The 20,040-nt window shown below is 76.3% G+C and carries 18 protein-coding genes; 9 read left to right on the top strand and 9 right to left on the bottom strand.

Annotated features, from left to right (window positions below; translation table 11 throughout):
* On the top strand, positions 1-2,466 hold the full coding sequence (locus tag AB0H28_RS16225) for a DUF3488 and transglutaminase-like domain-containing protein (protein WP_358039946.1): 2,466 nt from the start codon (positions 1-3) through the stop codon (positions 2,464-2,466).
* Between the two features lie 159 nt (positions 2,467-2,625).
* Here the strand turns inward: AB0H28_RS16225 and AB0H28_RS16220 are convergent, their stop codons facing one another.
* The 9 genes from AB0H28_RS16220 to AB0H28_RS16180 form a co-directional block, all read right to left on the bottom strand.
* A complete protein-coding gene (locus AB0H28_RS16220; RefSeq protein ID WP_358039943.1) occupies positions 2,626-3,027 on the bottom strand; it encodes a DUF3040 domain-containing protein in 402 nt (133 codons plus the stop codon).
* Positions 3,028-3,142: 115 nt separating this feature from the next.
* Positions 3,143-4,402: a DNA polymerase IV gene (locus tag AB0H28_RS16215; protein WP_358039940.1), complete on the bottom strand. Its 1,260-nt coding sequence runs from the start codon at positions 4,400-4,402 to the stop codon at positions 3,143-3,145.
* A 38-nt stretch (positions 4,403-4,440) separates the two neighbouring features.
* On the bottom strand, positions 4,441-5,604 hold the full coding sequence (locus AB0H28_RS16210; RefSeq protein WP_358039937.1) for a nucleotide pyrophosphatase/phosphodiesterase family protein: 1,164 nt from the start codon (positions 5,602-5,604) through the stop codon (positions 4,441-4,443).
* Positions 5,601-6,332 carry a methyltransferase domain-containing protein gene (locus AB0H28_RS16205; protein ID WP_358039934.1) on the bottom strand — a complete coding sequence of 244 codons (732 nt, stop codon included), beginning with the start codon at positions 6,330-6,332 and terminating at the stop codon, positions 5,601-5,603. Before AB0H28_RS16205 ends, AB0H28_RS16210 begins: the two co-directional genes overlap by 4 nt.
* A 21-nt stretch (positions 6,333-6,353) precedes the next feature.
* Positions 6,354-6,533: a hypothetical protein gene (locus tag AB0H28_RS16200; protein WP_358039932.1), complete on the bottom strand. Its 180-nt coding sequence runs from the start codon at positions 6,531-6,533 to the stop codon at positions 6,354-6,356.
* 95 nt (positions 6,534-6,628) lie between these two features.
* Entirely contained in the window at positions 6,629-9,988 is a 3,360-nt protein-coding gene (locus tag AB0H28_RS16195; protein WP_358039929.1) for an error-prone DNA polymerase, read from the bottom strand.
* A 270-nt stretch (positions 9,989-10,258) separates the two neighbouring features.
* Positions 10,259-11,980: a DNA polymerase Y family protein gene (locus tag AB0H28_RS16190; protein ID WP_358039927.1), complete on the bottom strand. Its 1,722-nt coding sequence runs from the start codon at positions 11,978-11,980 to the stop codon at positions 10,259-10,261.
* A 55-nt stretch (positions 11,981-12,035) separates the two neighbouring features.
* Complete coding sequence (locus AB0H28_RS16185) at positions 12,036-12,761, bottom strand: hypothetical protein (RefSeq protein WP_358039924.1); 726 nt, start codon at positions 12,759-12,761, stop codon at positions 12,036-12,038.
* A 125-nt stretch (positions 12,762-12,886) separates the two neighbouring features.
* Positions 12,887-13,444, bottom strand: coding sequence for an SAV_6107 family HEPN domain-containing protein (locus AB0H28_RS16180; protein WP_358039921.1), 558 nt, complete (start codon positions 13,442-13,444; stop codon positions 12,887-12,889).
* A gap of 551 nt (positions 13,445-13,995) precedes the next feature.
* On the opposite strand from AB0H28_RS16180, the gene AB0H28_RS16175 reads away from it, so the two are divergent.
* The 8 genes from AB0H28_RS16175 (at position 13,996) to AB0H28_RS16140 (ending at position 19,889) form a co-directional block, all read left to right on the top strand.
* Positions 13,996-15,375, top strand: a complete 1,380-nt coding sequence (locus AB0H28_RS16175; protein WP_358039918.1) for a ferredoxin reductase family protein — start codon at positions 13,996-13,998, stop codon at positions 15,373-15,375.
* A gap of 20 nt (positions 15,376-15,395) precedes the next feature.
* Positions 15,396-15,821, top strand: a complete 426-nt coding sequence (locus tag AB0H28_RS16170) for an FMN-binding protein (RefSeq protein WP_358039915.1) — start codon at positions 15,396-15,398, stop codon at positions 15,819-15,821.
* Positions 15,818-16,672, top strand: coding sequence for an FAD:protein FMN transferase (locus AB0H28_RS16165; protein WP_358039912.1), 855 nt, complete (start codon positions 15,818-15,820; stop codon positions 16,670-16,672). Before AB0H28_RS16170 ends, AB0H28_RS16165 begins: the two co-directional genes overlap by 4 nt.
* 41 nt (positions 16,673-16,713) lie before the next feature.
* On the top strand, positions 16,714-17,427 hold the full coding sequence (locus AB0H28_RS16160; RefSeq protein ID WP_358039909.1) for a TetR/AcrR family transcriptional regulator C-terminal domain-containing protein: 714 nt from the start codon (positions 16,714-16,716) through the stop codon (positions 17,425-17,427).
* A 37-nt stretch (positions 17,428-17,464) separates the two neighbouring features.
* Positions 17,465-18,055 carry a DinB family protein gene (locus AB0H28_RS16155; protein ID WP_098746671.1) on the top strand — a complete coding sequence of 197 codons (591 nt, stop codon included), beginning with the start codon at positions 17,465-17,467 and terminating at the stop codon, positions 18,053-18,055.
* 66 nt (positions 18,056-18,121) lie between these two features.
* The gene (locus tag AB0H28_RS16150; RefSeq protein WP_358039906.1) at positions 18,122-18,610 is read left to right on the top strand and encodes a YbaK/EbsC family protein; all 489 of its coding nucleotides are present in this window, start codon (positions 18,122-18,124) and stop codon (positions 18,608-18,610) included.
* The gene (locus tag AB0H28_RS16145) at positions 18,607-19,338 is read left to right on the top strand and encodes a monooxygenase (protein ID WP_358039903.1); all 732 of its coding nucleotides are present in this window, start codon (positions 18,607-18,609) and stop codon (positions 19,336-19,338) included. The genes AB0H28_RS16150 and AB0H28_RS16145 overlap by 4 nt, the downstream gene beginning before the upstream one ends.
* Positions 19,335-19,889: a GNAT family N-acetyltransferase gene (locus AB0H28_RS16140; RefSeq protein ID WP_358039899.1), complete on the top strand. Its 555-nt coding sequence runs from the start codon at positions 19,335-19,337 to the stop codon at positions 19,887-19,889. Before AB0H28_RS16145 ends, AB0H28_RS16140 begins: the two co-directional genes overlap by 4 nt.
* The last annotated feature ends 151 nt before the right edge of the window (positions 19,890-20,040 follow it).

Below are 20,040 nucleotides of genomic sequence, written 5' to 3'. Positions count from 1 at the left end.
GTGACCCCGCACCGCAACATCGGTTTCGTCGCCGCGGCGGCGACCCTGCTGGCGGCGGCCCCGCTGTCGGCGATCTTCGAGCGCTGGACGTGGCTGGTCCAGGCGGCCATCGTGGTTTCCGTGGTGGCCGGCGCGGCGGCGCTGAGCCGGTTGGGCCGGGCCCCGCTGTGGGGTCAGTTGCTGGCCATGCTGGCCGGCCTGACGCTGGGCCTGACCTGGGTCTTCCCCGGTGGCACCGAGCTGCTCGCGTTCGTGCCCACCCCGGCCACGTTCGCCCACTTCGGCGACCTGCTCCAGACCTCGTCGCAGGACATGCGCGCGTACGGCGTGAAGGTCCCCGACGTCGACTCGCTGCTCTTCCTCGCCGTGCTCGGCATCGGCGCGGTGGCCGTGGTGGTCGACGTGCTCGCGGTCGGGCTGCGCCGGCCGGCGCTGGCCGGGCTGCCGATGCTGGCCATCTACTCGGTGCCGGTGGCGGTCTACGTGGACAGCGTCCCCGCCGTCCCGTTCGTGGTGGGCGCCGCCGGCTACCTGTGGCTGCTGGTCACCGACAACGTCGACCGGGTGCGCCGGTTCGGCCGTCGGTTCACCGGCGAGGGCCGCGACGTCGACGTCTGGGAGGCGTCGCCGCTGGCCGCGGCCGGGCGGCGGCTGGCCGTGGTGGGGGTGCTGGTGGCGGTGGTGCTGCCGCTGGCCGTGCCCGGGATGACCGGCGGCCTGCTGAACAACGTCGGCACCGGCCCGGGCGACGGCACCGGGCGGCCCGGCCAGGGCGGCAGCAGCGGCCGGATCGACCTGTTCGCCGCGCTCAGCGGCCAGCTCAACCAGAGTGAGCGGTTCGACCTGGTCAAGGTCACTACCAACGAGGCGAACCCGTTCTACCTGCGCCTGGGCGTGGTGGACGATCTGCGGCCGAGCGGGTTCCAGGCGCGCGTGCCGAGCGGGCCGCAGGTCACCCGCGACCTGCCCGACCCGGCCGAACAGGCGCCCCGCGGGGTGGAGCAGCGCAGCTACCGGGCCACCGTCGAGGTGACGAAGAACCTGAACATGCCGCTGCTGCCGGTCTACGCCGAGCCGGTCCGCACCGAGGACCTCAACGGCAACTGGCGCTACGACCCGAACCAGCAGGTCGTTTTCTCCAACCGGGAGAACGCGCGCGGCAAGCGCTACTCCTTCGACTACGTGCGGTCGACGTTCAGCCCGGCGGCGCTGCGCGCCGCGCCGACCCCGCCGTCGGAGAGCGCCGTGATGCGTCAGCAGACCAGCCGGCCGACGATCCCGGACGTGGAGCGGCTGGTCACCCGCCTCACCGAGGGCCGGAGGACCAACTACGACAAGGTCCGGGCGATCTACGACTACTTCTCGGTGGAGAACGGCTTCACCTATGCGCTCTCCACCCGCAACGGCAGCAGCGGCGCGGACATCACCGACTTCCTCGCCACCAAGGTCGGCTACTGCCAGCAGTACGCCGCCGCGATGGCCTGGCTGGTCCGGGCCGCCGGTGTGCCGGCCCGGGTGGCGGTCGGGTTCACCAACGGCAGCAACGCCGACGGCGGCACCTACGTGCTGACCAACCAGAACCTGCACGCCTGGACCGAGGTCTACTTCGGTGGGATCGGCTGGGTGCCGTTCGACGCCACCCCGGCGGCCAGCATCGCCGGCTCGGTCCGGTCCGCGTGGGCCCCGGACACCGACGCGCCGCAGGAGATCACTCCGTCGCCGGGCAGCAGCGCCGCGCCCGGCGGGGCGGACCCGTCGGCCGGGCCGGACGAGCCGGACCGTCTCGACAAGGACGCCGACCAGGGCTTGGCGGTCGGCGAGGGCGGGCCGGCCCGGCGGGACACGGTCTGGCCGTGGTGGCTGGCCGGGGTGATCGCCCTGCTGGTCCTGCTCGCCGTGCCGGCCCTGCGCCGCTCGGCGCTGCGTCGCCGACGCCGGGTCCGGGCGACGGTGCCGGCCGCGACTGCGGTGACGGTGCCCGGTCAGCGGGGTGAGAGCCGCGAGATCGTGGTCGGGGTGGACGCCGAGGTGGCTCGCGCCGACGCGCACGCCGCCTGGGACGAGCTGCTGGACACGCTCGTCGACTTCCACGTGCCGGTCGACGGCACCGAGACGCCGCGGGCGACCGCGGAGCGGTTGACCCGGGAGGCGCTGGTCGCCGACGGGGAGGCGGTGACCGGGGTGCGGCTGCTGGGTCGGGCCGAGGAGCGGGCCCGTTACGCCCGTGACCCGCTCACCGACGTCGAGTTGCAGCCGGCGCTGCGGACGGTACGCGGGGCGCTGGCCGCGCGCGCGAGCCGGCGTACCCGGCTGCTGGCCGCGGTGCTGCCGCCGTCGGTGCTGTTGCGGTGGCGGACCGCGCTGGCCGAGCGATCGGCCGGGCTGGTCACCACCACCGGGCAGGCGCGGCAGCGGATGCTGCGGTGGAACCCCCGTCGCCTGTTGGCGGGCCGCCCGGCCCGCTGACCGGTGCGGTGACGGCCGGCCGGCCCTCGGTGCATGCCCGTCGAGGGAGGCTGTCCCGGTGGCCGCCGGACCGAGGGCACCACGGAGCCGGCGTGCTCGCCGACGGGTGTCGGCAAGCACGGTCCAGTCGCCGCCCGCCCGGTCAGGGGCGGGGTGTGGTCAGCGGTGGCCCTCCGGGCGCTGCCGCCAGCGGTCCTCCATCCGGTCGAGGAAGGAGCCTCGCCGGCCGCCGCTGCGGCCCCGGGGGCGACGCCGGCTCGTCGTTGTGCCGCCGACCACGTGCAGGTCGGGCGACTGGGATCGGCGGTGCGACTGCACCGCGTAGCCCGACGAGGCCAGCATGACGACGAAGCCCGCCACGGCCACCGCGGGAATCTTGATCACGACCCCGTAGATCAACAGGGCCAGACCAACGACGACCACGCCGGCAGCGACGAGCACGCGACGCCGCGCGTGGAAACGCGGGTCGCTGGCGCGCACAGCCGAGGCGAACTTGGGATCCTCGGCAAGCGACTGCTCGATCTGCTCGAACAGCCGCTGCTCGTGCTCCGAGAGCGGCACGGCACTCCTCCCCGGTCACATTGGTCGGCCCGGTCGGGCCGACAGACCGTGGCAGCCAACCGGCTGCTTACCCGCAAGTCTACGAGGGCCCTCGCGCGTCGGAAAGCGGGACGACCTACGGCCGGGTCGGTTTTTCGACTCGCCGCTGGTCGCGCCGGCCCAGAAGACTGGCCGGACCTATGACGGACCGCCCGAATCGGGCAGCCGCCGAGTCCGCCGCGGCCTCCGCCTCCCGCCAACCCCGCTCCGGCTCACCCAAAGTGAGCTGCCGCGGCGTCTCCTTCGCCGGGGCGAGCCCCTCCATCCGTACGCCGACCAGACGGACCGGCTCGCCCGGGGCGAGAACCCCCCAGAGCCCCCAGGCAGTGTCGAACATCTCCCGGGCGGTGTCGGTCGGCACGGCGAGGGTGCGGGCGCGACTCACCGTGCGGAAGTCGGCGAACCGGACCTTCAGCGACACCGTGCGACCCACCTGCCCGGCCGCCCGCAGCCGGGCGCCGGTCTTGTCGGCGAGGGCGAGCAGGGCCCGCCGGATCTCGGCCGGGTCGGTGACGTCGGTCTCGAAGGTGGTCTCCGCGCCGATCGACTTCTCCACGTGCTCCGGGGACACCCCGCGCGGGTCCCGCCCCCAGGCCAACTCGTGCAGGTGCGCGGCGGACGCCTCCCCCACCGCCCGGCGCAGCAGACCGGGCGACGCCTCGGCCAGGTCGCGCACGGTGCGCAGGCCGAGCCGGCGCAGCGCCTCCGCCGACCGCTCGCCGACCCCCCACAGCGCCGACACCGGCAGCGGGTGCAGGAAGTCCAGCACCCGGTCGGCGGGGACCACCAGGAGCCCGTCCGGCTTGGCCCGGGTGGAGCCGAGCTTCGCCACGAACTTGCTCGACCCCACCCCGACCGAGCAGGTCAGTCGCTGCTCCTCGGCCACCCGGCGGCGGATCAGCGCACCGATGGCCGCCGGCGGACCGAACAGCCGCCGGGCGCCGGCCACGTCGAGGAACGCCTCGTCCAACGAGAGCGGCTCGACCAACGGGGTGACGTCGCGGAAGATCCCCATCACCGCGCCCGACGCCGCCGCGTAGGCGCCGAAGTCGGGCGGCAGGTAGACCGCGTCGGGGCAGAGCGCGCGCGCCCGCGCGGTGGGCATCGCGCTGCGCACCCCGTGCCGGCGTGCCTCGTAGCTGGCCGAACTGACCACGCCGCGCGGGCCCACGCCGCCCACCACCACCGGCCGGCCGCGCAGCTCGGGGCGACGCCGCACCTCCACCGAGGCGAAGAAGGCATCCATGTCGACGTGCAGGATCGAACAGCCGGTGTCGTCGGCGTCCGGCCCGAAGCGCGGATCACCGCCCCGGGGCAACGACTGGCTGCGGCCCATGCCCGCAGGCTAGCCCGCCGGTCCGACACCCACGCCGGTCAGCCCCGGACCACCAGCAACGGCACGATCATCTCCGCGGCGGTGTCCGCGCCGTGGTACGCCACCAGCCGCGACACCATCGGCGGCTCCGAAGCGGTGGCGAGGACCGCGTACGTGTCCCGGCAGACCACCACCACGTCGCCGATCCGGTCCAGGTGCGCCTCGGGCACCGGCCCGAACCAGCCGGTCGCCACCGCCTCCGCCCGGGTCAGCACGTCGGCCGCGCCGCCCAGCACCGCCGTCCAGGCGGCCACCACGTCGGCCTGCGCGCCCGGCTCGACGTGCAGGTAGCGCACCCGGGGCTCACCGGCCACCACCCGGACGCCGGCCCGCAGCCGCGGATCGGCGTCCAGGTCGATCCGGTGCCCGGGCGGCACGTCGAGCTGGCCGTGGTCGGCGGTGACCAGCAGCGCGGCGTCCGGCGGCAGCCCGTCGACCAGCCGGGCCAGCAGCGCGTCCACCTCGGCGGCGGCCACCCGCCAGGGCGGCGAGTCGACACCGCTGAGGTGCCCGTGCCGGTCCAGGTCGGGGTGGTAGCCGGAGACCAGTGTCGGCCCCGTGCCGGCGGCCAGCGCGGCAAGCATCCGGGCGGCGAGCGCGTCGGCCCCGGCCGCGCCCCGGTAGTCGCCGCCACGGTTCGCGGCCATGGTGAGGCCGCCGCCGGCGAACTCGGGCCGGCTGACGACGGTCACCGCCACCCCGGCGGCGCGGGCCCGCTCGTACCAGGTGGGGACCGGCTGCCAGCGGGACGGGTCCGGGTCACCGGCCCAGTCGACGTGGGTGAGCACCCGGTCGGTGCCGGGCACCCGGACCGTGAAGCCGAGCACCCCGTGCGCGCCGGGCGCCACGCCGGTGCCGAGACCGACCAGGCCGGTCGGGGTGGTGGAGGGGAAACCCGCGGTGAGCGGGGAGCCGGTGGTGGCGGCCAGGCCGGCCAGCGTCGGCGCGTACCGGGCGGCGGTGGGGATCTGGTGCCAGCCGAGCCCGTCGACCAGCAGCACAGCGATCCGGCGCACTCCGGCCAGCCGTGAGGTCAGGCCGAGCCGGTCGACCGCACCCGGGACGCCGAACAGCGACAGCGCGCTGGGCAGCACGTCGACCAGGCTGCCGCCGCCGTAGCGGGGCGGGACCCGGTCCAGCGGCCCGGGGACCGGGCCGGTCATGCCGGGCGGCGGGCGAACAGGTGCAGTTGGGCGGCGAGGTCGCGGTAGGGCAGCTTCGCCGCCAGGGCGCACTCCAGGTCGAGCAGGGCGGCCGGCTGCCCGTCCGCCACGGCGGCCGGGAGCAGGTCGGCGAGCACCCGTACGCCGTGGATCTCCTCGACGGCGAGCCCGGCGGCGGTGAGCAGCGCGCCCGCGCCGTCGGCGTCGTAGCGGCGGTGCAGCGTGTCCCGACCGCCCGCGGTGCCGTGCGGGTCGGCGGCGAGCGCGGCGGCGGCGGCGAGCTGACCGTTGATCGCCCGGCCGAGCACGGCGGCGGCCCGCGCGGCGACCAGCACACTCGCCGCGCCGCCGGGGCGCAGCGCGCCGGCCAGCGCGGCGATCACCGGCTCCGGTTCGTCGACCACCTCCAGGACGGAGTGGCAGAGCACCAGGTCCACGGAGGCCGGTTCGACCAGCCCGGTGAGCGCGTCGGCGTCGCCCTGGGTCGCGCGTACCCGGTCGGCGACCCCGGCCTCGGCGGCCCGGCGGGTCAGCGCGGCGAGCGCGTCGGGGCTGGCGTCGACCACGGTGACCCGGTGGCCGGCCTCGGCGAGCGGGACGGCGAAACCGCCGGTCCCGCCGCCGACGTCGAGCACCGAGAGCCGCTCGCCGGCCCGCCGGTCCAGTTCGGCCCGGAGCACCGCCCAGATCACTGCGGTGCGGGGGCTGAGGGTTCGGGTCTGCTCCACGCCGCCGAGCCTAACCAGGGGTCAGGACTCGCCGCCGCCCGCCGGGTCCTCCTCGGCGCGGGACCGCTGGGCGTTGGCCACCGGGCCGTCGGTCACCTGGTGCTCCCGCGGCTCGATCTCGTGGGTGGGCGCCCACCCGGCGCCGAGCCGGGTCCGCCGGGCGTTGGCCACGCCACCGGGGTACGTGCTGTCAAAGGTCATCGTTCATCCCCCATGCCGGGGTGGGCGACTCTGCCCACCGCCTCCGGGAGTCTCCCGTGTCCGGCCCTCGGAAACCGTAATGTGGATCACTGGCGTCAACGGAAGTCCCGAGACGCCGGCGTGACGGGCGGCTCGATCGCGTCCAGCCGGTCCGCGGTGAGGTTCGTGACGCCCTCGTGCCGCTGCAACCGGCCCCGCACCACAAGCGCTCCGCTGGTGCGGGCGATTCGACGGTAGCGCTGCCAGAGCCCCGGTGAACACGTGACGTTGAGCATGCCGGTCTCGTCCTCCAGGTTGAGGAACGTGACCCCGCCCGCGGTCGCCGGCCGCTGCCGGTGGGTGACGATCCCGCCGACCCGGATCCGCTGCCCGGGCGGCACCTGGCCGAGCCGGGCGATCGGCACCGCGCCCAGCGCGTCCAGCCGGTCCCGGATGAACCGGGCCGGGTGGCTCTCCGGGGACAGGCCGGTGGCCCAGACGTCGGCGACCAGCCGGTCCACCTCCGCCATGCCGGGCAGGGTGGGCGGGTCCACGCCGGTCACCGTGCCGGGCAGCCGGCCGGGCCGGTCCTGCGCCGCCGCGCCGGCGGCCCAGAGCGCCTGCCGCCGGGTCAACCCGAAGCAGGCGAAGGCGTCCGCGGTGGCCAGCGCCTCCAGGTGCGCCGCGGTGAGACCGACGCGGCGGGCCAGGTCCGACATGTCCCGGTACGGCCCGTGCGCCGCCCGCTCCGCCTCGATCCGCTCGGCCACGTCCGCGCCGAGGGTACGGACGCTGCCCAGCCCGAGCCGGACCGCCGGACCGCCCAGCCCCCAGGCGTGCGGCGGCTCGCCCGGCACGCTGCCCCACCGGGTCGCGGGGGTGGACTCCAGCACCGCCTTGGCGCCGCTGGCGTTGATGTCCGGCCGGCGCACCTGCACCCCGTGCCGGCGGGCGTCGTCGGCGAGCGTCTGCGGCGAGTAGAAGCCCATCGGCTGGGCGTTGAGCAGCGCGGCCAGGAACGGGCCCGGGTGGTAGCGCTTGAGCCACGAGCTGGCGTAGACCAGGTAGGCGAAGCTCATCGCGTGGCTCTCCGGGAAGCCGTAGCTGGCGAACGCGGTGAGCTTGCGGTAGACGTCGTCGGCCAGCTCGCCGGTGATGCCCCGCTCGGCCATCCCGGCGTAGAGCCGGTCGGCGATCCGCGCCATCCGCTGCACCGACCGTTTCGCCCCCATCGCCCGGCGCAACTGGTCCGCCCCGGCCGCGTCGAACCCGGCCAGGTCGATGGCGAGCTGCATGAGCTGCTCCTGGAACAGCGGCACACCGAGCGTCTTCTCCAGCGCGTTGCGCATCAGCGGGTGCGCGTACGTCACCGGCTCCTGGCCGTTCTTGCGCCGGATGTACGGGTGCACCGAGCCGCCCTGGATCGGGCCGGGACGGATCAGCGCCACCTCCACCACCAGGTCGTAGAACTCGCGGGGCTTGAGCCGGGGCAGGGTGGCCATCTGGGCCCGGCTCTCCACCTGGAACACCCCGACCGAGTCGGCCCGGCAGAGCATGTCGTAGACCTCGGGGTCGTCCAGCGTCATCCCGCCCAGGTCCAGGCTGGCGCCGATCAGGTCGTAGCCGTAGTGCAGCGCCGACAGCATGCCGAGGCCGAGCAGGTCGAACTTGACCAGGCCGACGGCGGCGCAGTCGTCCTTGTCCCACTGGAGCACGCTGCGGCCGGGCATCCGGCCCCACTCCACCGGGCAGACCTCGATCACCGGCCGGTCACAGATCACCATGCCGCCGGAGTGGATGCCCAGGTGCCGGGGAAACGTCTGCAACTCGTTCGCGTACGCGACCACCTGCTCCGGGATGTCCGCCACGTCGACCGCGGCGACCGAGCCCCACCTGTCGATCTGCTTGCTCCAGGCGTCCTGCTGGCCGGGCGAGAAGCCGAACGCCTTGGCCACGTCCCGCACCGCCGAGCGCGGCCGGTAGGAGATGACGTTGGCGACCTGGGCGGTGTGCTCCCGGCCGTAGCGGGCGTAGACGTGCTGGATCACCTCCTCCCGGCGGTCGGACTCGATGTCCACGTCGATGTCGGGCGGGCCGTCGCGTTCCGGGGCGAGGAACCGCTCGAACAGCAGCCGGTGCCGGACCGCGTCCACGTTGGTGATGCGCAGCGCGTAGCAGACCGCCGAGTTGGCCGCCGACCCCCGGCCCTGGCAGTAGATGTCCTGCTCGCGGCAGAACGCGACGATGTCGTAGACCACCAGGAAGTAGCCCGGGAAGCCCAGCTCGTCGATCATCCGCAGCTCGTGCTCCAACTGCGCGTACGCCTCCGGGTGCGCCTCGGGCGGGCCGTAGCGCTCCCGGGCGCCGTCCATGGTCAGCTTGCGCAGCCAGCTCATCTCGGTGTGCCCGGCCGGCACCGGGTAGGCCGGCAGTTGCGGCGCGACCAGGTGCAGGTCGAACGCGAGTTCCGCGCCGAACTCGGCGGCCCGCGCCACCGCGCCCGGGTACGCGGCGAACCGCGCCGCCATCTCCGCGCCGCTGCGCAGGTGGGCGGTGGCCGCGGCGGGCAGCCAACCGTCGATCTCGTCGAGGCTGCGCCGGGCCCGGACCGCCGCCACGGTGGTCGCCAACCGGCGCCGGCCCGGCGTGGCGTAGTGCACGTTGTTCGTGGCCACCGTGGGCAGCCCGGCCGCGGCGGCCAGCTCGGCGAGCGCGTCGTTGCGGTCGGCGTCGGCCGGGTGGCCGTGGTCGGTCAGCTCCACCGCCACCGTCTCCGCGCCGAACAACGCGGTGAGCCGGTCCAGCTCCCGGGCCGCCGCGTCGACGCCCTCGGTGAGCAGCGCGGTGGGCACGTGCCCCTTGCGGCAGCCGGTGAGCACCAGCACGTGGTCGCGCAGCTCGGCGGCGATCTGCTCCAGCTCCCCGTAGACCGGGCGGCCCTTCTCCCCGCCGCGTAGCTGGGCCCGGGAGATGGTGGCGGCCAGGCGGGCGTATCCCTCGTGGCCGTGGGCGAGCACCAGCAGGTGCCGGCCGAGCGGGTCGGGCTCGCCGTTCTGCGGGCCGGGCAGTCCGAGGGACAGCTCCGCCCCGAAGATCGTCGGCAGCCGCAGCGCGCGGGCCGCCTCGGCGAAGCGCACCACGCCGTAGAAGCCGTCGTGGTCGGTGACGGCGAGCGCGGTGAGCCCCAGCCGGGCCGCCTCCTCGGCCATCTCCTCCGGGTGGCTGGCCCCGTCGAGGAAGCTGAAGTTGGAGTGCGCGTGCAGCTCCGCGTAGGGGACCGTGCCGTCCGGGCGGTCCAGCTCCGGCGGCTGGTATTCCTGGCGCTTGCGGCTCCAGGCCGGGGAGTCGCCGCCGTCGGCGTCGACCGCGAGCGGGTCCACCACGTGCAGGTGGCGCTCGCCCTTGCCCGGTCCGCCCCGCCCGGAGAGCACCTGCTCCAGCTTCGACCAGGGCAGCTTCGGGTTGTGGAAGCTCACCCGACGCTCCCCCGCCCGGCAGCTACCGAGATCTTGGAGTATTTCGGCCCCCGGATGGGCCATGAGCTTCCAAGATCTCCCAAGCCAACCGGTCGAAGGCCGGTCTGCGGTCGCCTACAAACCTGGTGGCCCGGATGAGTCGCCACGACTACGGCAAGGGTGGCAGCGGCGGTTCGGCGCGGTGACCCGTTTACACCATCTAGTTCGTAGGCTCCACCGGGTGGAAGCCGACGCGGCACGTCGGCACGCCGCGGCGCCCGGGCACGGCGCTCAGTCATAGATGGCCTCCACCAGCCACTGCCCACCCTCGACCGCGAGCAGCAGTGCGGTGCCGTCGGCCAGGCAGACCTGGAACCGGGCCCGGCGACGCGCCTCGGCCGGCGCCCACCAGCGTTCGTCCACCGGCCACGGGCCGGCCCAGCCGGAGATCTGGGTTGGTCGGCCGGCGCCCACGGTCAGCCGGGCGGGCGGTGCGCTGACCGCCAGTCGGGCGCTCACCACGACCGGCTCACCCGCCGCGTCGTGCACCTCGGCCGGCAACGGAGTGGGCGGCACCACCGCCGGTGACGGCGGCGGGATCCGCCCCGGCCACGGCGGCTCGACCACCGTCCGGCCCCGACCGACCCGCTTCGTCACCGCGTCCGAACGGGCAGCCGCCGCGGCCACCGAGCCGGGCCGCACCGCCGCAACGACGGCCGGAGTCGACGGCGCGGAGGGCGACGGCGCAGAGGGCGACGGCGCGGAGGCCGGCCGGGGTGGCGGGCCGGGGCGGGCGGGCACCCGTTCGTCGCCCCACGGGACCAGGCGCACCTGGTCGGCCGGGGAGCGCCCGCCGCCGAGCACGGCGGTGACCACCGCCTCGGGACCGAGGATGCCCTGGACCCGGCTCAACGCGCGGTGTGCCCGTTCCCGCTCCGCGCCGGTCTCCCCCCACAGCCCGGGTTGCAGGCCGGCCTGGGCGAGCACCCCGTCCGGCACCAGCCGCAACCGGACGAGGCCGGCGGTCGGCCGGGTCGGGCGGGCCCCGCCCCGGCCGTTGCTGCCGGAGAGCCAGCCGTCGAGCTGCCAGCGGACCCGGTCGGCGATGGCCGCGGCGGTGAGCAGGCCGTCGTGCCGCCACACCCGGTGCAGTTCCTGGCCGTGCGCGGTGACCGCCTCGATGCCGAGCCGGGTGCAGGCCAGCCCGTACGCGGCGAGCCGCTCGTGCAGGCGCTCGGCCAGCGTCCGGGCGGCGAACGCGGCGGCGTCGACCCGGTCGATCGGTTCGTCGTGCTCGGCGGTGACGGTCAGGTCGGCGGGCGGCTGCCGGACCGCGAGCGGACGGTCGTCACGCCCGGCGGCGAGCCGGTGCGCCAGCGCCCCGTCGAAACCGAACCGGGCCAGCACGTCCCCGGCCGGCAACGCGGCGAAGTCGCCGAGGGTGCGGATGCCGAGCCGGCGCAGCAGGTCGGCCAGAGCGGCCCGGCCGAGCGCCTCGACCGGCCGGCCGGCCAGGAACTCCGTGGTGCCGCCGGGAGGCACGATCCGACCCTCCCGGGCGGCCAACCCGGCCGCGAAGACACCGTCGGCGATGCCTACCTGGCTCTCCACCGCGCAGCTCTGCGCGACGTGCTCGACGATCCGCTCGGCCGCCGCCTCCTCGCCGCCGAGGTAGCGGCTCGGCCCCCGGGCGGCGGTCGCGCACGCGCCGGGCCGGATCACCTCGACCCCGGCGACCACCTCCTCGACGGCGGCCACCACCGGCTCGAACGCCCGCGCGTCCCGGCCGGGATCGTGGTCGACGACGGTGAGCCCGGGGCAGCGGCCCTGCGCCTCCCGCCGCCGCAGCCCGCGCCGGACCCCCTCGGCCCGGGCCCGCTCGGAGCAGGCGACCACCCGGTTGGCGTGCAGCACCACGACCGGGTCGGTGGCGGGCACGCCGTCGACGATCTCGGCGGCCAGGACGGGCCAGTCCGGACACCAGAGCAGCAGGGCCCGCGGCGGCGCGCTCACGGGCGTGCCTCAGCTCGCGACTGCGGGGCTCGCAAACCCGGCCCACTCCTCGCGCTCACGGGGTCACCACGCGCAGCCGGCGGGGCGTGGCGGCAGGGACACCGGAACCGGCGGAGCGGGGAATCACCCGGGTCAGCTCGTCGCCGGGCAGCCACACCCTGATCTCCTTGGGCCGGGCGGCGGCGCCCCGGCCACGGGCCGAGACGGTCACCTCACGGCGGCGCAGCCGCCCGCGACCCGGCCCGAGCCCCTGCCAGACGCCGCGGACCACCCGGAGCGTCACGTCCGCGCCGTCCCACCGGCCGTACGGGACCAGCACGCTGCCACGCTGGCGGGCCCGGGCGGCCAGCCGGGCGGAGACCGAGGCGGCGACCGTGGTCGGCACGGCGGTGACCACCACGTCGACCCCGTCGATGAGCGCGGCCACCACGGTGGGCCACTCCGGCCCGGGGTCGGGCACCAGGGCGAGCCGGTCCAGGGCGATCCCGGCCTCCGCCGCCGCGCCGGCCCCGAAGGTGGGTACGCCGACCACGGCGCACCACGAGCCGGCCCGGGACGCCTCGGCGAGCAGCGCCAGGATCAGCGAGGTGGCACCGCTGTGCCGGGGTTGACCGAGGCCGACCGCGACGGTGCTGCCACGACGCAGCCCCCGGTTGGGCAGCAGCCCGGTCAGCTCGGCCCGCACGGGGAGCACCCGATGGCCGCCGGACGGGGCGGGCGCACTCGCCGGACGTACCAGCTCGGTCAGGGCGGCGGAACCGACCACCATGCGGCCCGCCATCGGACCAACCCCCCGTCGTGTTTCGCCACGGGCCCGGCCCGTGGGTGGTGCTGTGGATCGTGTGGTGCGGTGGGAGCGGCGCCCGGCCGCCCTGGGTCCCGCCGGTGGCGGCCGGGCGCCACGACTCAGGCGGCAGCCGCCCCGCGGCGCGGCACGGCGGCGGCCGAACCGGGACGCGGCACGGCGGCGGCCGAACCCGGGCGCGGCGCGACGGCGGGGCCGCCGAGCCGGAGCGGTCGGTGCAGACCGTCGAGCGCCGGTTGGTGCGCCAGCCCGAGCGCGGACTCCACCACGGTCACGAACTGTTCGGCGGCGCGCAGCAGATCGTCGGCCTCCCGGGCGGTGACCACCCGGGGGATGCCGGCCTCGGCGGCGGCCCGCTTGCTCGCGCCGGCGGCGAAGAGGGCGGCCCACTCGTCCAGCTCGGGCGCGACGGCGGCGAGCAGCACCCAGACGCTGGTGATCCGGTTGCGCCGGGTGGGCGCGGGACGGGCCCGGGCGGCGAGCACGGCGGCGGCGGCGCGCAGCGCCGCGAGGTGGGCGGCGGCGTAGCGAAGACCGTCGGGACGGGTGCGGGCGGCCTCGGCCAACCCGTCGCGGGCCACCACGAGCAGTTGGGTGGGAGTGCGGTGCGGCAGCACGTGCGCGGGCACCGTGGGCCCCTGGGCCGGACTGGTCGGCATGGCTGTCTCTCCTCCGCGTGTGGCCGGGGCGGGCGCTCGCGCGACGGGGAAAACCGTCGCCCGGTCGCCCGGAGCGGTCGGTGCGGAGGAAGACGCACCGGTGTTGGCGGCCGGCCGGGTGTGGACGCTTCCCCACACCCACACCCGGCCGGCGTGCCGGCGGGTCCGTCGCCCGCCGCCCGGGGGTCGTGGGCGGCGGGCGACGACCTGCCTGACGGGCTCGGACTCGCGACTGTCCGAGGCCCCGGTGCGGCCCGCGGAGCCGCACCCTTCCGGAAGCCGGTGCCGCGAAACACCGCTTCCGGAGCGTGGCGAACGGTGTGCGTCCGGTCGCGTCGGCGGGGAACCGATCGGGATCGAATCGAACACTCGTTCTAACTACCCTGACAGTACACCTCCCCACCGACGAAAACGCAACGTGTGACGCGGCGAGGACACGCCGGCGCGTGGCCCGGATTCTCAGCCGGCGCACAGCCCCGGCAAAGGAGAACCGGAACTCGCCGGCAGACGGTTTACCCCATGACCGTCCGCCTTATCGAAGACACCGTCCGGTGACCGCCACCGTGGCCGGCCGACGGGCCGTCCGCCCGGCCCCGCCGGCCTGGTGGGCCGACGTCGCCGGCAGCCTCGCCGCGCTCAGCCTGCTGGTCGTCACCGCCCTGTGGACCGCCGACGGCGGGGCGCGGGAGCTGCTGGCCGGCGCGGCCACCGGGCTCACCTCGCTCGGCCGGCTCACCGGCCTGCTCAGCGCCGACCTGATGCTGATCCAGGTGGTGCTGATGGCGCGGGTGCCGCTGCTGGAGCGCCGCTTCGGCCAGGACCGGATCGCCCGCTGGCACCGGCTCGCCGGTTTCACCTCGTTCCACCTGCTGCTGGCGCACGTGCTGCTGACCGTCCTCGGGTACGCCGGCACCGCCCGCCGGGGCGTGCTCGCCGAGACCTGGGACCTGGTCGTCACGTACCCCGGGATGCTGCTGGCCACCGCGGCGCTGGCGCTGGTGGTGGTGACCTCGGTCCGCGCGGCCCGGCGGCGGCTGCGCTACGAGTCCTGGCACCTGCTGCACCTCTACGCCTACCTGGGCGTCGCGCTGGCGCTGCCGCACCAGCTCTGGACCGGCGCCGACTTCCTCGCCTCGCCGGCGGCCCGCGCCTACTGGTGGACGGTCTACCTGCTGGCCCTGGCCAGCGTGCTGAGCTGGCGACTCGGCCTGCCGGCCTGGCGCTCGCTGCGGCACCGGATCGAGGTGGCCGCGGTGGTGCCCGAAGCGCCCGGGATCACCTCGGTCTGGCTGCGTGGGCGGGACCTGCACCGGCTGCCGGTGCGGGCCGGGCAGTTCCTGCTCTGGCGGTTCCTGGACGGTCCCGGCTGGTCGCGCGCCCACCCGTACTCGCTGTCCGCGCCGCCGCACCGGGACCTGATGCGGATCACGGTCAAGGACCTGGGTGACGACAGCGCCCGGGTGGCCGCCCTGCGCCCCGGCACCCGGGTGCTGATCGAGGGACCGTACGGGCGACTCACCGGGCAGCACTGGCGCGGCGGCGGGCTCACCATGCTGGCCTGCGGCGTGGGCCTCACCCCGCTGCTGGCGCTGCTCTGGGAGCTGCCGTACGCGCCCGGTCAGGCGGTGCTCGCCTACCGCGCGCGTACCCCGGAGGACCTGGCCTTCTCCGACGAGCTGGACCGGCTCGCCGCCGAACGCGGGCTGGTCGTGCACCACCTGGTCGGCCCGCGGGCGTCGCAACCGTCCTGGCTGCCCGCGTACGCCGAGGGGCTCGCCGACGCCGAGGCGCTGCGCCGGCTCTCCCCCGACGTGGCCGGGCACGACGTCTTCCTCTGCGGACCGGGCGGCTGGGTCGACGCCGTCCGCGCCGCGGCCCGCGCGGCCGGGGTGCCCGACGCGCACGTCCATCACGAACTGTTCGCCTGGTGACGGGCGCGAAGGGAGGATCCGTGCGACGGATCACCATCTGGGCGCTGTCCACGGTGGCCGCGCTGGTGCTGCTGTTCAGCTACCGGACCAGCACCATGGGCGCGGGCGGGGAGACCAGCGCGGCCGCCACCGCCGGCGCCACGACCGACAGCGGCGGCGGTGACGGCAGCGGCACGGCCACCGGCGCGGTGGCGCAGACCCGGTGGGGGCCGGTGCAGGTGCGGATCACCGTCTCCGGCGGGAAGATCACCGATGTGGCCGCCGTCCAGGTGCCCGACGGCAACCGGCGGGACCAGGAGATCAACGACTACGCGGTGCCGATCCTGCGGCAGGAGGCCCTGACGGCGCAGAGCGCGCGGATCGACACCGTCTCCGGGGCCACCGTCACCAGCGACGGCTACCGGGAGTCGCTCCAGTCCGCCATCGACGCGGCGCACCTACGGTGACCACGCCGGCCGGGCCGGACCGGCGCGCCTGGGTGGAGCAGGTGATGGGGCTGCCGGTCAGCGTCCACCTGCGCGGTCCGGCGGTGCGCACCGAGGCGGTGGCGGAGCGGGTGGCCCGGCTCTTCGCCGAGCTGCGCCGGGCCGACGCGGTGTTCAGCACGTACCGGCCGGACAACGAGCTGGGTCGCCTCGGCGGCGCGCCGCCCGACCCGGCCACCACCACGCACCCGCTGCTGCGCGAGGTGGCCGCGCTCTGCGAGACCGCCCGCGCGCGTACCGGCGGGTGGTTCGACGCCCGTCGCCTGCCGCTGCCCCTCGGCGGCGTGGGCTTCGACCCGTCCGGGCTGGTCAAGGGCTGGGCGGTGGCGCGCGCCGCACGGCACCTGACCGACCTGGCGGGGCACGACCTGTGCCTCAACGCGGGCGGTGACGTGCTGCTGCGGGCCGCGCCGGGCCGACCGCCCTGGCGGGTCGGCGTCGAGGACCCCGACCGGCCGGACCGGATGCTCGACGTGGTCGAACGGGCCGACGGCGCGGTGGCCACCTCGGGCACCGCCCGGCGCGGCACGCACATCACCGACCCCCGCGCCGGAAGACCGGCCGGCGCCGTCCGGTCGGTCACCGTGGTCGGCCCCGACCTGCTCTGGGCCGACGTGTACGCGACCGCGGCGGTCGCCCGCGGCGCGGACGCCCCGGACTGGCTGGCCACCCTGGACGGGTACGCCGCCCTGGTGGTGGACGCCGCCGGGCGGGTCCGGACCACGCCGGGCTGGCCCGGTTCCCGTTTCCCGGCCCGGCGCGGGCCGGGCCGGGCCGGGTCCGGAGCGCAGGTGGCCGTATCGTCGGCGTAGCGGGCGGACCGGCGTCCCCCGGCGAGGTGGGAGGGCGATCCGTGCGGGCCGGTGAGGTCGACAAGAAGCGGCTGTTCGAGCTGCTCTGGGGCGCGCCCGCCGGCCCCCGGCGGGGGCCCCGCCCCACCCTCTCGCCGGCCGCCGTGGCCCGCGCCGGCATCGCCGTCGCCGACGCGGACGGGCTGGACGGGCTCACCATGCAGCGGGTCGCCGAGTCGCTCGACGTCACCAAGATGGCGCTCTACCGCTATGTGCCCGGACGGGCGGAGCTGGTCGCGCTGATGCTGGACGCGGCGCTGGGCGAACCCCCGCCGGCACCGGCCGGGGCCGACTGGCGCGGTCAGCTCGACGACTGGACCCGGCGGCTGGTCGAGCGGTTCCGCCGGCACCCGTGGGCGCAGGCGGCGGCCGTGGGCGCCCGGCTGCCCGGACCGCACGAACTGTCCTGGGTGGAACGGGTCGTCGCCGCGCTCGCCGGGACGGGGCTCACCGCGACCGAGCGGCTGGACGTGGCGACGCTGCTGGTCGGGCACGCCCGCAACCTGGCCGGCCTGCCGCCCGGGTCCGGCCGGGAGGCGGCGTTCGGCGCGCTGGTGCGGGGCCGCGAGGAACGCTACCCGGCGCTGGACGCCGCACTGCGCCCCGGCCCGGACGGCCCGGCCGACCACGACACCCTCGACTTCGGCCTGGCCCGCATCCTCGACGGCGTCGCCGCGTTCGTCGCCGCCCGCGCCACCGGCGGCGCCCCGCCGTGACCCCACCGGTTCGTCCGGCGGCGGCAGACTGACGCGCATGGCTGACAAGGACGACCCGAAGACGGCGCTGCGCCACTACCTCCAGGCGTGCCGCGACGACCTGATCTGGAAGCTCGACGGGTTGGGCGAACGCGACGCCCGGCTGCCCCGTACCCCGACCGGCACCAGCCTGCTGGGCATCATCAAGCACTGCCTCAACGTCGAGGCCGGCTACTTCGGGCCCACCTTCGGCCGCGAGTTCCCGACGCCCGAGGAACTGGTCTCCCTGGCCGCGCAGGAGGAGGACCCGCAGGCGGACTGGTACGCCCGGGAGGACGAGACGAAGGACGGGCTGATCGACCTCTACCGGCGCGTCGGGGCCTTCGCCGACGAGACGATCGCCGAGCTGCCGCTCGACGCCCCGGGACGGGTGCCGTGGTGGGGGCCGGACGCTCCGGACGTGACCCTGCACGAGATCGTCGTGCGCGTGGTCTACGACCTCGCCCGCCACGCGGGGCAGGCCGACATCCTGCGCGAACAGCACGACGGGGCGATCGGTTGGCAGCAGGGGAACACCAGCCTCCCCCGGGACCACGACTGGCCCGCGTACGTCGCCAAGCTGACCGGGCTCGCCGACCGGTTCCGGTAGCCGGGCCGGCGGGACGCGGCGTGGGTGGCTGCGCGCCGGGCGGGCGCGGCGGGGAGAATGGCCGGCATGCAGCCACACCCGAACGTGCAGGCGGTGCAAGGGGCGCTCGACGACGCGGGAGCGCGGGACGGCTCCGGCGGCCCGAGCCGCGTCCGCCTGCTGCCGGAGGCAGTGCACACCGCCGCCGCGGCGGCCGACGCGCTCGGCGTCGCCGTCGGCGCCATCGCCAACTCGCTGATCTTCGACGCGGACGACGCGCCGCTGCTGGTGCTCACCTCCGGCGCGCACCGGGTCGACACCGCCGGGCTGGCCGCCACGCTGGGCGTGACCCACCTGCGCCGGGCCAGCCCCGACTTCGTCCGGCGGCACACCGGCCAGGTGATCGGCGGGGTCGCCCCGGTCGGCCACCCCGGACCGTTGCGCACCCTGGTCGACACGGCCCTGGCCGGATACGACGAGGTGTGGGCGGCCGGCGGCGTGCCCCAAGCGGTGTTCCCCACCACGTACGCGGAACTGCTGCGGATCACCGCCGGCAACCCGGCCGAGGTGGCGTGAACCCCGACCTCGTCACGCTGCACGTGTGGCGCATCCCCCGCCGGGCCGTGCCCGGGGCGCTGACCCGGATGGCGACCCACCCGGCGCGGCTGCGCAGGCTGCCCGGCGTCCGCTTCGCCAAACTGCTCGGCACCGGGACCGGCACCGGCTTCGGCCCCGGCGACGCCGACCTGACCCGGTGGGCCGCGCTCGTGGTCTGGGACTCCCCCGCCGACGCGGCCGGCTTCGGCGCCTCCCCGGTGGCCCGTTCCTGGGCCCGGGCCGCCTCCGCCGCCGTCCGGCTGGAGCTGCGGCCACTGACCAGCCGGGGTGAGTGGTCCGGCCGGGAGCCGTTCGGCACGCCGGCCGGTGGGCGGGTCACCGGGCCGGTGCTGGCGCTGACCCGGGCCCGGCTGCGGGCCCGCCGGGCGGCCACCTTCTGGCGGGCGATCCCGCCGGTCGCCGCCGAGCTGCACGCCGCGCCCGGACTGCTCGCCCGGTTCGGCGTCGGCGAGGCCCCGCTGGGCTGGCAGGGCACGGTGAGCGTGTGGCGCGACCCGACGGACCTCGTCGCCTTCGCGTACCGTTCCCCCGAGCACCGCGCCGCGATCACCCGCACCCCCACCGAGGGCTGGTATGCGGAGGAACTGTTCGCGCGGTTCGCGGTGGCCGACGTGGTCGGCGACCGTACGGTGCTCGGCTGGGTCGCCGCCGACGGCGACCCCCACGCGGCGAGAGGGAACGCATGAGGCTGGTGCGCTGGACGCCGGACGACCTGGTCCGACGGCTGGACGACGTGGTCGCCGTCTACGGCGAGGCGATGGGCTACCGCGCCGACCTGCTGGAGGCCCGGCGCGGCTACATCGCCACCCACGTCCGCCGGCCCGGGTTCCGCGCCGTGGCCAGCCTGACCACCGAGGGGCACCTGGCCGGCTTCGGGTACGGCTATCTCGGCGCCACCGGCCAGTGGTGGCACGACCAGGTGCATCGGGCGCTGGGCGCGCCGGCCCGGCAACGCTGGCTGACCCACCCGTTCGAGGTGGTCGAGCTGCACGTGCGCCCGCCCGCGCAGGGGCACGGCCTGGGCGCCCGCCAGCTGCGCGCGCTGCTCGCCATGGCCGAGGGCGACACCACGCTCCTCTCCACCCCCGAGGCCGACGAGCAGACGTCCCGGGCCTGGCGGCTCTACCGCCGGTTCGGCTTCACCGACGTCCTGCGGCACTTCCACTTCCCCGGTGACGAACGGCCGTTCGGCGTGCTCGGCCGGGACCTGCCGCTCCCCCCGCCGGACCGGACGTGAGCGCGAGGAGTGAGCCGGGCCTGCGAGCCCCGCAGTCGCGAACGAAGGCGGCACAGTGAGCGCGAGGAGTGAGCCGGGCCTGCGAGCCCCGCAGTCGCGAACGAAGGCGGCACAGTGAGCGCGAGGAGTGAGCCGGGCCTGCGAGCCCCGC

It is taken from the genome of Micromonospora sp. NPDC050980 (assembly GCF_040653835.1).
Classification (GTDB): domain Bacteria; phylum Actinomycetota; class Actinomycetes; order Mycobacteriales; family Micromonosporaceae; genus Micromonospora.
This window is presented reverse-complemented; position numbering and strand designations above follow the sequence as displayed.

What these genes read in the sequence shown, in the direction of transcription:
- AB0H28_RS16155 (WP_098746671.1), top strand. Translation starts at nt 17,465, where the DNA reads ATGGCTGACAAGGACGACCCGAAGACGGCGCTGCGCCACTACCTCCAG.
- AB0H28_RS16210 (WP_358039937.1), bottom strand. Translation starts at nt 5,604, where the DNA reads ATGACCGGCCCGGTCCCCGGGCCGCTGGACCGGGTCCCGCCCCGCTAC.
- AB0H28_RS16215 (WP_358039940.1), bottom strand. Translation starts at nt 4,402, where the DNA reads ATGGGCCGCAGCCAGTCGTTGCCCCGGGGCGGTGATCCGCGCTTCGGG.
- AB0H28_RS16150 (WP_358039906.1), top strand. Translation starts at nt 18,122, where the DNA reads ATGCAGCCACACCCGAACGTGCAGGCGGTGCAAGGGGCGCTCGACGAC.
- AB0H28_RS16180 (WP_358039921.1), bottom strand. Translation starts at nt 13,444, where the DNA reads ATGCCGACCAGTCCGGCCCAGGGGCCCACGGTGCCCGCGCACGTGCTG.
- AB0H28_RS16200 (WP_358039932.1), bottom strand. Translation starts at nt 6,533, where the DNA reads ATGACCTTTGACAGCACGTACCCCGGTGGCGTGGCCAACGCCCGGCGG.
- AB0H28_RS16140 (WP_358039899.1), top strand. Translation starts at nt 19,335, where the DNA reads ATGAGGCTGGTGCGCTGGACGCCGGACGACCTGGTCCGACGGCTGGAC.
- AB0H28_RS16185 (WP_358039924.1), bottom strand. Translation starts at nt 12,761, where the DNA reads ATGGCGGGCCGCATGGTGGTCGGTTCCGCCGCCCTGACCGAGCTGGTA.